The following is a 14,972-nucleotide window of genomic DNA, read 5'->3' on the forward strand; positions in this document are numbered from 1 at the left end:
CGCCGTATCAGGCCGGCGAGCCGTAGGTGTGATGCAGTTCCTGGCGGCGGCGCGAGCTATTCAGCAGGTACCCCAGCTCCTGCATCTTCGGCGTGACCAGGTTGCGGATGGCGGCATCCTGCGACAGGATGGTTTCCAGCATCCGGTAGCGGTAGCGCCGTTCCTCGGCGCTCAGCAATGCCACGTCGTCGATGCTCTTCAACGTGCTGACCTGGGTGACGTACCCGTTCTGCAGCGCGCACAGCGTATCCCAATTGCCCGCGCGCGCGGCTTCGCACATCAGGCTGGACAAGCGTAGCAGCTCTTCGTAGCAAGTGATGATCTTCTTCTTTTGCGGCAGCATGTCAGGACCCTATCGAGACAGCTTCCCTCGGCATGAATGCCTGTGGCGCAGGCTCCGGCACGGCGTCCGGATCGATCTGGCGCCAGGCCGAGGCGATGTCGGCCAGCAGCTTGTCGACCTCGTTGAAGCGGCTCTCGTCGTTATGCAGGTTGGCCAGCATCAGTTGCCGGGTCATGTAGTCGTAGAGCGCATCGAGATTGCCGGCGAGCTCCGCGCTGGCGCCGTGATCCAGCGACGCGCGCAGCCCGCTTTCGATGATGTTGATGGCGTTGGAGACGGCCTTGCCTTTCTCGGCGATCTTGCCTGCTTCCATGTGGAACTTGGCGCGGGCGATCGCCGCCCGCGCACCATCGAACAGCATGACGATGAGGCGGTGCGGCGAGGCACTCATGGCCCCGGTCTCGTGGCCGACATTGGTGTAGGCGTTGACGGCGGTGCGTGCGTACATGGCGGCGCTCCCTGAGTTTGTTATGACGTGTGCGAGAAACCTGGCCGGGCTCAGCCCGAAGTGCTGGTCGAAGAGCTGAACTGCTGCGTCAGGTAAGTCTTGGTCGAGTTCAGCTGTGCCATCAGCGTGTCCAGGTTCTGGAACTCGGTCTGGTATTGCGCCACCGCGGCATCGATCTGGGCCGACACATTGGTGTACTGGGTCGCGAGCGACTTGAGCGTGGCGTTGACACCGTTGGTGGCGGTAGTCAGCGCGCCCGTGGGCGAGACAAAGCCCGCCGCCGCGCTAGACAGCTGGTTGCCGTAGCCCGACTTGCCGTCGGTGCCGCTGAACAACTGCGCGACGCCCGTGCGGTTGGTGGTGAGCGCGGCATTCAGCTTGCTCGAATCCAGCGACATGCTGCCGTCGGCGTTGAAGCTGATGCCGATCTGCGTCAGGTTGGTCAGGCCGGTGGCGCCGGTGGCCGTCTGCGGGGTATTGATCACGTTGCGCAGCTGGTTCTCGATCACGCGCAGCGTGGAGTCGCCAAGCAGCGCGCCGGCGGTCTTGGTGCTCGGGTCGTAGGCGGAGAGCTGGGCCGCCGTGGACTGCAGGGTGTTGTACGCGGTGACGAAGCTCTGCACACCGGTAGCCATGGCGCTGGTGTTGCTGGCCACGTTCACCGTGCTGGTGCCGGTGGTGGCCAGGTTCAGGGTCACGCCCTGGGCCGCGCCCTGGACCGAATTGCTGGCGCTGGTGATCGCCAGGCCGTTGATGCTGAGCTTGGCGTCCTGTGCCGCGATGTTCTGCGTCATCGCCGTCGTGCCGCCCGGGTTGTATGTCAGCAGGTTGCTGATGGTGGTGGGGTCGCCGCTGCCGTTGCTGCTGACCGAAACACTCATGCTCGAAGCAGCGCCGGTGGTGTTCGAGGTCAGCACCAGGTGATAGGGCGTGCTGCTGCCGTCGTTGACGATGCTGGCGGTAACGCCGGCATTAGCGGCATTGATGGCGTCGCGGATGCCGCTCAGCGTATTGTTGGTGCCGTTGATGTTGATCGACGCTGCCGCGGCGCTGCCGGGTGTGAAGGTGGTCGTGCCGCCGCTGGTGGTGGTGGTGCCGAACTGGATCTGGATGGTGGCGCTGCCCAGCTGCTGGCCGGTACTGTCGGTGATGCCGTTCGCTACCAGCGTCTGCGACTGCGCCAGCTGCGAGACGTTGACGGCATAGCTGCCCGCCACCGCGGTATTGTTGGCCGAGGTGCTCAGCACGCTGGTGTTGCTCGACGAGGTGGTGGTGCTGCTGTACAGGCTGGCCGTGCCCAGGGCGGTGGCGGCCGACTGGAACGAGGCCAGCGCCCCCTGCAGCACGCCATAAGCTGAAAGCTGGGTGTTGACCGCGCTCTGCTGATCGGTGATCGGGGTGAGCTTGAGCTGTTCCGCCGATTTCAGATTGGTCAGCAAAGTGCTCAGATCCAGCCCGGAACCAACACCAAGCGACGAAATCGCTGAGCCGCTCGTCGAACTCGTTGCACTCGTTGAACTCATGATGCGTACCTGTGGTTTATGTGTACGGGGAGAGGCGCCCGATCAGGCGGTTTGGTGAATCAGCAGGCCCTGCAATTTATCAATGGCGCGGACAATGCGCAGGACTTCTTTTGTGGGGAACTGGCGAATAGTCTCGCCGGAGACCTTGTCCACGACACTCGTGACCATTCTGTGCGTGGCTTTGTCGATGCTGACGCGGACCTCGAGCGGGGTGGCCTCCAGGGCCTCGTTGAGGCTCTTCAGCGCACCGTCCAGCCCGGTGCTGCCGGCCGCATGGGCGCCGTCGGCCGGCTTCGATTCCGCTGGACCCGAACCCGGATCCGCCGGGCTTCTCGCCGCTCCGGTGGTACCAACGGACGATGCCGGCCCGACGGTGAGTGTGGCCGGCATTGGCAGTAGCGGTTCGGTCGAACTGATCATGATCTGTTCTCGCAGCGTTGGGTCGGTGCACAAAAGGCTTCGGTGGAAACGCTTTCAGAGCGGAGGCCGCTCTGAAAACATTCCCGGCAGGACGGGCCCGGGCAGAACCCGTCCTGCTAGGAGACAGCCGTCTGTTGCGAGAATTAACGCAGCAGCGACAGCACGCCTTGGTTCGACTGGTTGGCCTGGGCCAGCACAGACGTACCTGCTTGTTGCAGGATCTGGGCGCGCGACATGTTCGACACTTCGGTCGCGTAGTCAGCGTCCTGGATGCGCGAGCGCGAAGCCGACAGGTTCGTCACCGCCGAGCCCAGGTTGGTGATGGCCGAGTTGAAGCGGTTCTGAACGGCACCCAGCGAGCTGCGCAGCTTGTCGACCGTGGCCAGCGCCTTGTCGATCAGGGCCAGCGGGTTGGTGCTGCCCGAGCCGGTGAACTGGGCCGTTGCGGTGGTGGTGCCGGCGGTGCTCAGCTCGATTTGGGTAGCGTCCGTGACCGACGTGGTGGTCGAGCCGCCGTTGGCCTGGGCACCAGCTTGCGTACCGGCGGACAGCGCGTAGTTGTTGCCGCCTTGGGTGATGAAAGCGACTGCAGCGCCGCTGGTGTTGGCGCCGACCTTGACCAGCTGGCCAGCCACGGTGTTGCCGGTGTTGCCGTTGGCGGCATCGCCGATCTTCACTTGCACCTTGTTCAGGGTGACGTTGCCGGTGGCAGCGTCGACCGAGGCAGCGTAGTTGTCGTTGCCGTACTTGACCACGTAGTTGCTGGTGGCGTTGCCGGCGGTGTCCAGCACGTTGTTCAGGGTCAGGGAGCTGGTGCTGACGGTCGAGCCGACGACGGCGGACAGGGCGTTGGCAGCCGAGGTCAGGTTGACCGAAACCGGTGCGGAGCCGGTGGCGGCTGCAACCGTGGTGATGGCGCCGCTGGTGCTCAGGGCGTTCTTGGCCACCGTGAAGCCGGTCATGCCCAGGGTCTTCGAGCTGATTTCTTGCAGGCCGATCGAGATGGTCTGGCCGTCTTGGGCGCCGACTTGCACGCTCAGCGGGGTGGCGGTGGACGACAGGACCTTGACGCCGTTGAAGTCGGTTTGTTGCGAAGTGCGGTCGATTTCAGCCAGACGTTGCGTGATTTCGTCCTGGATCGATTGCAGGTCGCTTGCCGAGTTGCTGCCCGTTGCGGCTTGGACGGACAGGGTACGGATAGCTTGCAGGTTGTTGTTGACTTCGTTCAGCGCGCCTTCAGTCGTTTGCGCCAGCGAGATGCCGTCGTTGGAGTTGCGCTGTGCTTGCGTCAGGCCGTTGATGTTGGCGGTGAAGCGGTTGGCGATCGCCTGGCCGGCGGCGTCGTCCTTGGCGCTGTTGATACGCAGGCCCGACGACAGACGCTGGATCGCGCTGTTCAGCGACGACTGCGAAGCGTTCAGGTTGTTCTGCGTCATCAGGGACAACGTGTTGGTATTGATGGTCATCGACATGGTACGACTCCTATTCTTTACAGTAGATTGTGCAATCCGGCTGCTGCCGCAACGTTGGCTGCCAGGCAATGCTGGGCGAGAAGTGCCACCGTTGTTTGGGTTATCGGTTGGGGCCGGAAAAGATTTAGAGTGATCTTTGCGATGGATTGAAACTGAGTGACGGATTCGAGGTGAAGCGAGCCCGTCCGGGCCTGCGGCGCGACGCCGGCAACGCCTAGCGGCGCTTGCGGGTACGCGGGGTATATAAGCTGACGAATTCCGGCGAGGTCTCCGCCCCAGGCACGCAGGCCGTGGCCTCGGGGGCGTGAGCCGGCGTGATCACGGCGATGGAGTGCTTGTAGACGATCTGCGGAAGCGGGTCCTGCGCAGACTCTGCCAGCAACACCATATAGTTGTCCGCAGCCATGATCACGCCGTGCAGCCGAATGCCGTTCGATAAATGCACGACGACAGGATTGCGACTTGCGCTGTGGGTGGAGAGCTGCAGGTGCTGCAGATTCCGGCTCGGGCGATCGATCCTGGTTACCTTCTTGTTCACAACTTCTCCGGAAGAGCCCGCTCGGGTTCTGGCGGCTGGCAACGGTCCAATGACTGGGCCTGGGCAAATGGGGTGTGGCAGCACGGCTGGGCGCCGGCTGTGGCGCGGCCTGGGCTGGGCGGGGGATGAAACATCCGCTCTCGGTGCTGGCGCGGGACGGCGAGGCGGCATGGGCCGGGACCGGCCCTGGTTTGTGTCCGGGCGGTGGATCCGATGCTGCTCCGCAAGCTGTGGCGGGCGACGCCGCCAGAAGAGAAGGGCAGTACTTCAGGGGCGAGGGTAACAAAATTTTAAAAATCTTGACGGTTGGGGGGGCGCGTCTTGTGTAGAGGTTTTCCTCTAATAAATCTATTGCGTCACACTGCGAATTTATGCATTGATTGCGCTGGTGTGGCAAGTCCCAACGCCACCCCCGCCCGCATTCCCTATCTGGCATGGGTTTGCGGGCCGCAAGGTGGCCCTGGCCTGCGACAGCGATGCACTCCATGCCGGGTATTCGCCACTTGCGTGGCATTTTCGGCACTTTTTCTATCAGAGATATCCCTGATAGAAATAGGATTTACACCTCATGTAAGCAGGTTTATATTCGCGTTAGGGCCTTTCGGCTCTAACGCAGTCCTGGAAAGCCTACGAGCACCCCGCGCGTGGGCTTCTTTTTTTGCGCGCCCACTTTGTTTGTTGTGCGTCCTCGGCGCCAAGCGCCGATCGCAGCACTTCGAAGTGCGTGGGTGACATTAGACGACAGGTTGAAGCCGGGCAATCGTTCGAATTGCCCGGCTTTTCCCCTCTATATTTCCTTGCAATTCCCCGTTTTTGCGCTTCTTTTCGCAAGTCGCTGTTTAGCCCTCAAGCTTGCTCCTGTCCCTGCCGTTAAGCCCGCGATGCGGCGTCGCTCCGGAAATCTGTCCGGGGCGAGGATGAAGCGCGCGCGATAAGAGTAAAAGGAGCGGGGAAGATGCGTTGGTTGCGAAACTTTGGCATTGGGGTGCGCCTGACGGTAGCGTTTTCGCTCGTGGCGCTGCTGCTGATTGCCGTGGCCGTGCTGGGCATGATGTCCCTGCGCACCATGAACGAATCGATGCGCCTGACGGTGGAGGGGCGCCTGTTCAAGGTGCTGGAGATCGAGCGTGTCAAGCAAGATGCGCTGCGCACCGGCATCCTGGTGCGCGATGCCACCCTGAACGAGGATCCGGTTGCCGTGCGGCGCGACGCCGAGCGCATCGGCGCACTGCGCCAGGACATGCGCGGCACGCTGGATGAACTGGGGAAATGGCTTTCCAGGTCCGCCAAGCCTGAGATCCAGGAAACCTATCGCGCCCTTGTCGAGGCACGCAATGCTTACGACACCCAGCTCGACACGGTGTTGCGCCAGTTGCAGGGCGGCGAGTTTGACAGCGCTCGCAGCGCGCTGGTCGCGACCCTGCCGGCGGCCCAGGCGCCTTACTTCGACAAGCTGAGCGAATTGTCCGACGGGGGGCGCAAGGTGGCCGCCGCCGCCGTGCAAGAAGCCAATGCCAGCTATGAGATGGCGCGCAACCTGCTGCTGGGCCTGGCTGCCGCCGCGGTCGCGCTGGCCGCCGTCCTCGGCATCGGCATCACGCGCTCGATCACGCGCCCGGCGCGGCAAGCGCTGGACGCGGCACAAGCGCTTGCGCATGGCAACCTGACCTATGTCATCGACGCCAGCAGCGATGACGAGATGGGCCGCATGCTTGGCGCGCTGGAGCGCGCTTTCGGGCAGTTGGCGACGCTGGTGCACGGCATCCAGGGCGCGACGCGCTCGATCGATGGCGCGACCCGGGAAATCGCCAAGGGCAATACCGACCTGTCCCAGCGCACGGAAGAGCAGGCGGCATCCCTGGAGCAGACTGCGGCATCCATGGAGCAGCTCACCTCGACGGTCAAGCAGAACGCGGCCAATGCACGCCATGCCAATGAACTGGCGGTCAGCGCTTCGGGCGTGGCGACGGCGGGCGGGCACGCTGTGCGCGGCGTGGTCGAGACCATGCAGCATATTTCGCAATCGTCGGCCAAGGTCGCCGAAATCGTCGGCGTGATCGAAGGCATTGCCTTCCAGACCAATATCCTGGCGCTCAATGCTGCCGTGGAAGCCGCCCGCGCTGGTGAGCAAGGACGTGGCTTTGGCGTGGTGGCCGCGGAGGTGCGCAGCCTGGCCCAGCGGTCTTCGTCGGCGGCCAAGGAAATCGGACAGCTGATCAATGGCTCGGTGGGACAGGTGGCCCATGGCGCCAAGCAGGTCGAGGACGCCGGGCGCACCATGGACGACATCGTCGGGGCGGTGAAGCGCGTGACCGACATCATGGGCGAGATCGCCGCGGCCAGCGAGGAGCAGTCCTGCGGCATCGAGCAGGTCAACCGCGCCATCAATCAGATGGAGAGCGTGACGCAGCAGAACGCCGCGCTGGTGGAGCAAGCCGCTGCCGCCGCCGAGAGCCTGCAGCAGCAGGCCGCCGGGCTGGTCGATGATGTGTCCAGGTTCCAGGTGACACCGGCGCAAACGCATGTTGCGCGGGCGCCGGCGCCGGCACCGGCACTGACTGTGCCTGCGCGGGCGGTAGCTGCAGCGCGCGTGGCGCCGGCAGCCGCCGGGCGGCGCCCTGCGGCGCACACGGCGGCGGGTGGCAAGAGCCACCCGCCGGCCCGCCCGGGGGCGGCTCGCCCGACCCCGGCCAGGCCCGTGGCTCCGGCCGCTCGTGCTGCCCAGGCAGTGCAGGTGGTTCAAGCAGCATCGGCAGCACGAGTCGCGCCAGCAACCGCGGCCAAGCCTGCGGCCCGGCCAGCCGCCGTAGCGCCACGTGCCGGCGCGGTCCGCACCACCCGCGAGCCCGTGTTGCCCAGCAAGGCCCGCGCGCCGGTGGTGCGCCAGGGCCGCGAGCCTGTGCTGTCTTCCAAGGCGCTGCCCGCCGCCCGCCAGGCCAAGCCTGCCGGCGTGGCCGCAGCAGTGCCGCGCCGCGCCGCGCGCACCCCGGCTGCCGGCAGCCCGGCCGTGGCTGCCGGAGACTGGGAATCGTTCTAAGTCCAGCAATGTTGGCTTGAATGTCGCCTTGGCGGCGCTTCGGGCCAGGAGCCCGGCAAGGCGGCGGGGCGGCTGCAAGGCGCAAGGCTTAGGCCTACAATAGCGCCCTTGTATACAAAAACAGACAGGAGCGATGCCGCCCGTTCGCGGTGGCGCCGCACTCCATGTCCCTCGCCGCAAGCGTTCTCTCCCCCTCAGCCCATGACCGCCGTCTCCATGCCGCCCTTCCTGGCGGCTTCAGCTCCGCCTTCATCCGCCCAGTCACCCGCGACCGCTTCGGCCACTTCCGCCCCCGCCGCGGCCGATGGCGGCAAACCTGGCAACGCGGCATCCGTCCCCTCGCCGGTTCCGCCGATTCCGCCGGTGCCGGTGATGCAGATCATCTTCGGGCTGATGCTGGCCATCTTGCTGGGAGCGCTGGAGCAATCGATCGTAGCCGTGGTGTTGCCGGAGATCGCGCTGCAGCTTAACGGCTTCGAGGAGATGGCCTGGGTGGTCTCGGCCTACCTGGTGGCCTCCACGGTGGTGACGCCGATCTACGGCAAGCTCTCGGATCTGCTCGGGCGGCGCTCGGTCCTGTCGTTTGCCATCGTGCTGTTCTTCCTGGCTTCGATCGCGTGCGCACTGGCGCAGACCATGCCGCAACTGATCATCGCGCGTGTCCTGCAAGGGTTGGGCGGCGGTGGCCTGATCTCGGTGTCGCAGGCCACCATTGCCGATGTGGTGCCGCTGCGCGATCGTGGCCGTTACCAGGGCTATGTGAGCGGCGTATGGGCCGTGGCCAGCATGGCGGGCCCGGTGATTGGCGGCTACCTGGCGCACTACCTGTCGTGGCGCTGGATCTTCTGGATCAACCTGCCGCTGGCGCTGCTCGCGCTGCTGGTGGTCCGCCGTGCGCTCAAGCACCTGCCGGCGGGCGGGCGCCGCCATCGCATTGATTACGTCGGCGCGCTGCTGTTCGGTGGCGGCCTGACCGGCGTGCTGGTGTTCCTGACCCGGCTCGGGCAGGGGCAGTCTGCCGCAACGCCGCAGACGCTTGGCTTGCTGGTGGCCGGGATGGCCGCCATGGTGCTGTTCGTGTGGCAAGAGCGCCGGGTGGCGGACCCGATGATTCCGCTGGACATGCTGCGCGTGCCGACGGTCACGATCTGCTGCATCACGCTGTTCCTGTGCTTCTTCCAGTTGATCGCCATGTCCGTGCTGCTGCCGCTGCGCTTCCAGGTCGTGGGCGGCGTCCAGGCCGATAGCGCCGCGCTGCGGCTGGTGCCGCTGACGTTGTCCATCCCGTTTGGCGCCTTTATCTCGGGCCGGCTGATGACGTGGAGCGGGCGCTACAAACCGCTGCAGCTGGCGGGCTCGCTGGTTGCGCCGCTGGCGATCGTCGCGCTGGCGTTCGTTGATCCGCATGCGGTCTTGCTGACCGCGCTGGTGATGGTGATGCTCGGCCTAGCCATCGGGCTGCAGTTGCCAAGCGGCCTGGTCGCCACCCAGAACGCGGTGCCTGCGCACCAGGTGGGCGTGGCCACGGCGCTGACCGCCTTCTCGCGCATGCTTGGCGGCGCGGTTGGCGTGGCGGTGCTGACCACCGTGCTGATCGCACTGTTGCGCCATGGCGGCATGGGTATAGCGGACCTGGCCGGCGGCGAGGACATCCTGATGAGCATGTTCCATCGCGCCATGGCGGGGGGCGATGCGGGCACCTCGGCCGATGCCGGCGCGGTGCGTGCTGCGGCCGAGGTGGCGTTCCGCACCTTGTTCCTGCTCAGCGCCGCCGTGTCGCTGGTGGCGCCCTTCCTGGTGGCGCGTTTGCCGGAGGCCACCTTGCGCGGCAGCACCAGCGTGGCAGCCAGCATGGATTGATTGGCGCGCACAGGCCGGGTGAGGCCAGGCCGCACTGCCGGCCAGGTCAGGGGCTCTGCGTCTCTGGCGCGCTGCTTTTTCCCAGGAAGCCGAACTCCACCGGCGTCTTGGCGTAGAACACCTGGACGTCTTCCTGGGCGAGGCGGTCGAACAGCCGCTGCACTTCTTGCTCCGTGGCAATCACGGTGATCTCCTCCGGCCGGTCGGCCAGCTCCAGAAAGTGCCAGGTGTGAAAGCGGTGGTCATGGCCGATGCCTTCGGCCGCCACCGTATGCGTGGCGCCGCGGATCTGCAGTTCGCGCAGGATCTGCAGTAGCCAGTGGGATAGCTGCTTGCCGTGGTGGCGGCGGTTTTCGATGGTGAACAGCGTGAGTTGGAAGCCTTGCACGGCAGCCCCCTTTTGCCCCCTTGCGGCGGTGTTCGCGTGCCGCGGATGTGGCATGGACGGCGTGCGCCTGACAGGGTGCCGTCTTTAGTTTAGGCGCGAATCCTGCTCACAAAAAAATCAAGGGATTACCCTAGTCTCGTTCCGGAGGGCGGCGAGCTATATTCCAATTTGTCCAAAAATTGTCCCAATAGCGATCCGTGGTTTTATATGTAAAACAAAATGTAAAACAAAAGCCAAGGAATCACTCTCGTTACGCCAACCCTTAGCAGGTTCCCAGTGCGACATCCGAAGCCCGAAACCAACCTCAGGCGTGCACTGCGCGGGCCCGCCGCTGCCTGCCTCGCGTTCTCCTGCCTGTGGATTGGCGCCACACCAGCGGCGCAAGCCGCCTCCGCCTGCAGCGCGCTGCGCATTGTTGTGCCGTTCCCGGCGGCTGGTCCGGCCGACCTGCTCGCGCGCACGCTCGCGCAGGGTTTGCACCAGCGCCGCGGCATGACCGTGGTGGTGGACAACAAGCCCGGGGCCAACGGCAACATCGGCATCGATGCGGTGCGCCGCGCGGCGGGCGATGGCTGCACCTTGCTGGTGGCGCCGGCCGGCAACCTGACCATCAACCCCACGCTGTTCCCGGCGCTGTCCTACAACGTCGAGCGAGACTTCCTTCCCGTTTCGCTACTGGCAAGTTCGCCCAATGTGCTGGCGGTGCACCCTTCCGTGCGCGCCAGCTCCGTGCAGGAGCTGGTGGCGCTGGCCCGGCGCGCCAAGCCGCCGCTTGGCTATGCCAGCCCCGGTGTGGGCAGCGGCCTGCACCTGGCCGGCGAGCTGTTCCGACAGCAGACCGGCATCGCGCTGCTGCACGTGCCCTATAAAGGCACCACGCAGGCGCTCAACGATGTGGTGGGCGGGCAGGTGCCGATCCTGTTCGGCACGCTGCCCACGCTGGCACCGTTTATCCGCTCCGGCGCGTTGCGCGCGCTGGCCGTGACCCAGGCCACGCGCTCGCCCGCGGCGAGCGCGATTCCGTCGCTGGCAGAGCAGGGCGTGCGCGGTATCGAGGTCAGCTCGTGGTACGCGCTGCTGGTGCCGCGCGCCACGCCGGCGCCGGTGGTGCAGGCGCTTTATGCCGACGTGCGCGAAGTCTTCGGCGGCAAGGCGGTGCGTGAGGAACTGGCGCGCCAAGGCATGGAGCCGGTTGCCAGCACGCCCGATGCGCTCGCCACGCGTATCCGCCAGGAAACCGCGAGCTGGGCCGAGCTGATCCGCGCGCGCGGCATCAAGGCGGAATAAGGCAACAGCGCAATAACGCGATAACGCACGCCGGCGCTGGCGGCCGGCGTGCGTCACCTCTCATGCGTTGCGCTTTACTCCCGCGCATCTTCCCCCGCGGCGCCTTCGGCATCCAGCCCCTTCATGTTCTCCAGCAGCTTGAGCAGGTAGTGCAGCGTGTGGGTGATGTCGCCGGTTGAAAAATCGGTCAGCGCCCGCTCGTAGTAATCCCGGATCTTGGGCTGCGCCAGGCGCAACCATACATGACGCCCGGTCTCCGTCATGGTGACCAGCCGCGAGCGCCGGTCGCGTCCGTCGGGCGCCATGCTCAGGTGGCCATCGCGCTCCATGCGGCTGATCAGCCCCGACAGGTTCTGCCGGCTCACCATCAGGTAGCGCGCCAGGTCGCCCACGCTCATGCCATCGGCTGCCTGTGGCCGCGACAGCGCGCCCAGCACGGCCCACTGCTGCGTCGTCAGGCCTTCGGCCTCGACTGCCCTTGACCCCGTTTTATGCAACATATTTGCGCATTGGTACAGGCGAAAGAACAACCTGTTTGCCATTTCCATGCGCGCAGCCGGGGCAAGATCATCATCAAAATCGGGGTTAACCATCATAAATTCCTGAGTAGCCGTACTTGCATTGGTCCAGTTGTCCGCCTAGTATACGTCAATATATTTACATATTTAAACGCTGGCGCGCGACCTATCAGCCGCACGATAGCACCCTGGACCACGAAGGAGAACACTGTGCAAAGACTCGAAGGCAAGACGGTCATCGTGACCGGTGGTGGCGGTGGCATCGGCGGGGCAACCTGCCGGCGCTTTGCGCGGGAGGGCGCTGCCGTGGCCGTGCTCGACCTGAACCTGGCGGCGGCACAGCAGGTCGCCCAGCGCATCCGCGAAGAAGGCGGCCGCGCCGAAGCATTCCAGTGCGACATCACGGACCGCGCCAGCGTCGACGCCGCCGTGGCGGCCACCACCAGCCAGCTTGGCCCCATCGACGTACTGGTCAACAACGCCGGCTGGGACGTGTTCAAGCCCTTTACCAAGACCGAGCCGGCGCAATGGGACCGCCTGATCGCCATCAACCTCACCGGCGCGCTGCACATGCACCATGCGGTGCTGCCCGGCATGGTGGAGCGCAAGCGCGGGCGCATCGTCAACATCGCCTCGGACGCGGCGCGGGTGGGTTCCTCCGGCGAGGCGGTCTACGCCGCGTGCAAGGGCGGCCTGGTGTCGTTCTCCAAGACCATCGCGCGTGAGCACGCCCGCCACGGCATCACCGTCAACGTGGTGTGCCCCGGCCCGACCGATACCGCCCTGTTCGAGGATTACAAGCAAGGCGCCGGCAACCCGGAAAAGCTGATCGAGGCCTTCACCCGCTCGATCCCGCTGGGCCGCATCGGCCAGCCGGAGGACCTGCCAGGCGCCATCGTGTTCTTTGCCAGCGACGACGCGGCCTTCGTCACCGGCCAGGTGCTGAGCGTGTCGGGCGGCCTGACCATGAACGGCTGACCCGGCTGCAGCGGCTTCCAAGACAACGAAGACAACGAAGACAACGAAGACAACGAAGACAACGAAGACAACGGAGACAGCGACCATGAACTACGAAGACATTCTCTACGACGTGCGCAACGGCGCGGCCTGGATCACCATCAACCGCCCGGAGAAGATGAACGCCTTCCGCGGGCGCACCTGCGACGAACTGATCCACGCCATCAACCGCGCCGGCTATGACCGGGAGATCGGCGCCATCGTGCTGGCCGGCGCCGGCGAAAAAGCCTTCTGCACCGGCGGTGACCAGTCCGCGCATGAAGGCCAGTACGACGGCCGCGGCACCATCGGCCTGCCGATGGAAGAGCTGCACAACGCCATCCGCGACGTGCCCAAGCCTGTCATCGCCCGCGTGCAGGGCTACGCCATTGGCGGGGGCAATGTCATCTGCACGATCTGCGATTTCACCATCGCGTCCGAGAAGGCCGTGTTCGGGCAGGTCGGCCCCAAGGTCGGCTCGGTCGACCCCGGCTACGGCACGGCCTTCCTGGCCCGCGTGGTGGGCGAGAAAAAAGCGCGCGAGATCTGGTATATGTGCCGCCGCTATCCGGCTGCCGAGGCCCTCGCCATGGGCCTGGTCAACGCTGTCGTTCCCCATGAACAACTCGACGCCGAAGTGCAGAAGTGGTGCGACGAGATCATGGAGAAGAGCCCCACCGCGCTGGCCATCGCCAAGCGCTCCTTCAACATGGACACGGCCCACCAGAGCGGCATCGCCGGCATGGGCATGTACGCGCTCAAGCTCTATTACGACACCGAGGAATCGCGCGAGGGCGTCACCGCCTTCCAGGAAAAGCGCAAGCCCGATTTCCGCAAGTACGCCAAGTAAGCCGCCATAGCCGCCATAGCCGCCGTTGCGCCCACAAGCAACGCGGCCGCACGGCGCATCGCATCAGCGCGCCATGCGGCAAGACCTCCCGGAGACGCCATGAACCCCTATCTCGACGAAGACCTGGCCGCGCTCGGCGACCATGCCCGCCGCTTCGCCACCGAACGTATCGCGCCCGGCTTCCTGGAGCGTGACCGCACCCGCGAGCTTGACCGCGCGCTGATGCGCGAAATGGGCCAGATGGGCTTTATCGCCCCCGAGCTGCCCGAGCAATACGGTGGCCAGGGCCTGGGCTGCCTGGCGGCCGGCGTGATCCACGAAGAAGTGGCGCGCGCGGACCTGAGCCTTTCCTACATCAACCTGCTGGCCTCGCTGAACGGGCAGATCCTGGCGCATCACGCCGCCCCGGAGATCGCACGGCCGTGGCTGCAGCGCCTGACGCAAGGCGAAGCCCTGTTCGCCATCGCGCTGACCGAGCCGCGTGGCGGCTCGGACGCGGCCAACCTGCGCCTGCGCATGGAGCGCGACGGCGACCACTACGTGCTCAACGGCGAGAAGACCTCCATCTCCGCCGCCGACCAGGCCGACGCCGCGGTGGTGTTCGCGCGCAGCGGCTCCGTCGAGGCAGGCGCGCGCGGTGTCTCGGCGCTGCTGGTGCCGATGGACCTGCCTGGTATCACCACCAACCGCTTCGACTGCCACGGCCAGCGCGCCATCGGGCGCGGCTCGATCTTCTTCGAGAACGTGCGCGTGCCCGCCAGCCATCTGCTTGGCAAGGAAGGCGAGGGCTTCGTGCAGGTGATGCAGGGCTTCGATTTCTCCCGCGCGCTGATTGGCCTGCAGGTACTGGCGGTGGCCAGTGCGAGCCTGGAAGAAACCTGGGAATACGTGGCCGAGCGCCAGGCCTTCGGCAAGCCGCTGGCGGCGTTCCAGGGCGTGTCCCATCCGTTGGCGGATTTCGAGACGCAGGTCACTGCCGCGCGCCTGCTGTGCCTGCAAACGCTCTGGCTGAAAGACCGCAACCTGCCGCACACGGCCGAAGCCGCGATGTGCAAATGGTGGGCGCCCAAGCTGGCCTACGACGTGGTGCACCAGTGCCTGCTGTCGTTTGGCCACGGCGGTTACGACCGCGGCCCGATGGAGCAGCGCCTGCGTGATGTGCTCGGCTTCCAGATCGGAGACGGCACCGCGCAGATCATGAAGACCATCATCGCCCGCACCCGCGCGGGCAGGCAAGCGGTGCCAGCCTGATCTCGCCAGCGGGCAAGCCTGACCAAAACGACAACAACGAG

15 protein-coding genes are annotated in these 14,972 nt (G+C 65.6%); 6 read left to right on the top strand and 9 right to left on the bottom strand.

Annotation, left to right across the window (positions count from 1 at the left end; translation table 11 throughout):
• Positions 1 to 7: 7 nt before the first annotated feature.
• From RR42_RS23635 to RR42_RS23660, 6 genes are all read right to left on the bottom strand, one after another.
• Positions 8 to 343: a flagellar protein FliT gene (locus tag RR42_RS23635; RefSeq protein ID WP_043353497.1), complete on the bottom strand. Its 336-nt coding sequence runs from the start codon at positions 341 to 343 to the stop codon at positions 8 to 10.
• A gap of 1 nt (position 344) precedes the next feature.
• Entirely contained in the window at positions 345 to 791 is a 447-nt protein-coding gene (gene fliS / locus RR42_RS23640) for a flagellar export chaperone FliS (protein WP_043353499.1), read from the bottom strand.
• Between the two features lie 50 nt (positions 792 to 841).
• Positions 842 to 2,314, bottom strand: coding sequence for a flagellar filament capping protein FliD (gene fliD, locus RR42_RS23645; protein WP_052494893.1), 1,473 nt, complete (start codon positions 2,312 to 2,314; stop codon positions 842 to 844).
• 42 nt (positions 2,315 to 2,356) lie between these two features.
• Positions 2,357 to 2,734 (bottom strand): flagellar protein FlaG, encoded by a 378-nt coding sequence (locus RR42_RS23650; protein ID WP_043353501.1) that lies wholly within the window; start codon positions 2,732 to 2,734, stop codon positions 2,357 to 2,359.
• Between the two features lie 143 nt (positions 2,735 to 2,877).
• Positions 2,878 to 4,206, bottom strand: coding sequence for a FliC/FljB family flagellin (locus RR42_RS23655; RefSeq protein ID WP_043353502.1), 1,329 nt, complete (start codon positions 4,204 to 4,206; stop codon positions 2,878 to 2,880).
• Between the two features lie 214 nt (positions 4,207 to 4,420).
• Positions 4,421 to 4,744: an RNA chaperone Hfq gene (locus RR42_RS23660; RefSeq protein ID WP_043353504.1), complete on the bottom strand. Its 324-nt coding sequence runs from the start codon at positions 4,742 to 4,744 to the stop codon at positions 4,421 to 4,423.
• Between the two features lie 955 nt (positions 4,745 to 5,699).
• Between RR42_RS23660 and RR42_RS23665 the strand changes: the two genes are divergently transcribed.
• Positions 5,700 to 7,781 carry a methyl-accepting chemotaxis protein gene (locus RR42_RS23665; protein WP_043353505.1) on the top strand — a complete coding sequence of 694 codons (2,082 nt, stop codon included), beginning with the start codon at positions 5,700 to 5,702 and terminating at the stop codon, positions 7,779 to 7,781.
• Positions 7,782 to 7,975: 194 nt separating this feature from the next.
• On the opposite strand, the gene RR42_RS39855 is transcribed toward RR42_RS23665, so the two are convergent.
• Positions 7,976 to 8,164 carry a hypothetical protein gene (locus RR42_RS39855; protein ID WP_144409929.1) on the bottom strand — a complete coding sequence of 63 codons (189 nt, stop codon included), beginning with the start codon at positions 8,162 to 8,164 and terminating at the stop codon, positions 7,976 to 7,978.
• Here RR42_RS39855 and RR42_RS23670 point away from each other — a divergent pair.
• Positions 8,154 to 9,641 carry an MDR family MFS transporter gene (locus RR42_RS23670; RefSeq protein WP_043357723.1) on the top strand — a complete coding sequence of 496 codons (1,488 nt, stop codon included), beginning with the start codon at positions 8,154 to 8,156 and terminating at the stop codon, positions 9,639 to 9,641. The two genes, RR42_RS39855 and RR42_RS23670, sit on opposite strands and share 11 nt — an antisense overlap.
• 46 nt (positions 9,642 to 9,687) lie before the next feature.
• Here the strand turns inward: RR42_RS23670 and RR42_RS23675 are convergent, their stop codons facing one another.
• Entirely contained in the window at positions 9,688 to 10,029 is a 342-nt protein-coding gene (locus tag RR42_RS23675; RefSeq protein WP_043357724.1) for a DUF190 domain-containing protein, read from the bottom strand.
• Positions 10,030 to 10,305: 276 nt separating this feature from the next.
• On the opposite strand from RR42_RS23675, the gene RR42_RS23680 reads away from it, so the two are divergent.
• Positions 10,306 to 11,316: a tripartite tricarboxylate transporter substrate binding protein gene (locus RR42_RS23680; protein WP_043353508.1), complete on the top strand. Its 1,011-nt coding sequence runs from the start codon at positions 10,306 to 10,308 to the stop codon at positions 11,314 to 11,316.
• A 74-nt stretch (positions 11,317 to 11,390) separates the two neighbouring features.
• Here the strand turns inward: RR42_RS23680 and RR42_RS23685 are convergent, their stop codons facing one another.
• Positions 11,391 to 11,909, bottom strand: a complete 519-nt coding sequence (locus tag RR42_RS23685) for a MarR family winged helix-turn-helix transcriptional regulator (protein WP_173430753.1) — start codon at positions 11,907 to 11,909, stop codon at positions 11,391 to 11,393.
• 135 nt (positions 11,910 to 12,044) lie between these two features.
• Here RR42_RS23685 and badH point away from each other — a divergent pair, with 135 nt between their 5' ends.
• The 3 genes from badH (at position 12,045) to aliB (ending at position 14,931) form a co-directional block, all read left to right on the top strand.
• The gene (gene badH / locus RR42_RS23690; protein WP_043353512.1) at positions 12,045 to 12,812 is read left to right on the top strand and encodes a 2-hydroxycyclohexanecarboxyl-CoA dehydrogenase; all 768 of its coding nucleotides are present in this window, start codon (positions 12,045 to 12,047) and stop codon (positions 12,810 to 12,812) included.
• Between the two features lie 85 nt (positions 12,813 to 12,897).
• The gene (gene badI, locus RR42_RS23695) at positions 12,898 to 13,680 is read left to right on the top strand and encodes a 2-ketocyclohexanecarboxyl-CoA hydrolase (protein WP_043353513.1); all 783 of its coding nucleotides are present in this window, start codon (positions 12,898 to 12,900) and stop codon (positions 13,678 to 13,680) included.
• 99 nt (positions 13,681 to 13,779) lie between these two features.
• The gene (aliB, locus tag RR42_RS23700; protein WP_043353515.1) at positions 13,780 to 14,931 is read left to right on the top strand and encodes a cyclohexanecarboxyl-CoA dehydrogenase; all 1,152 of its coding nucleotides are present in this window, start codon (positions 13,780 to 13,782) and stop codon (positions 14,929 to 14,931) included.
• The last annotated feature ends 41 nt before the right edge of the window (positions 14,932 to 14,972 follow it).

This window comes from Cupriavidus basilensis, from assembly GCF_000832305.1.
Classification (GTDB): domain Bacteria; phylum Pseudomonadota; class Gammaproteobacteria; order Burkholderiales; family Burkholderiaceae; genus Cupriavidus; species Cupriavidus basilensis_F.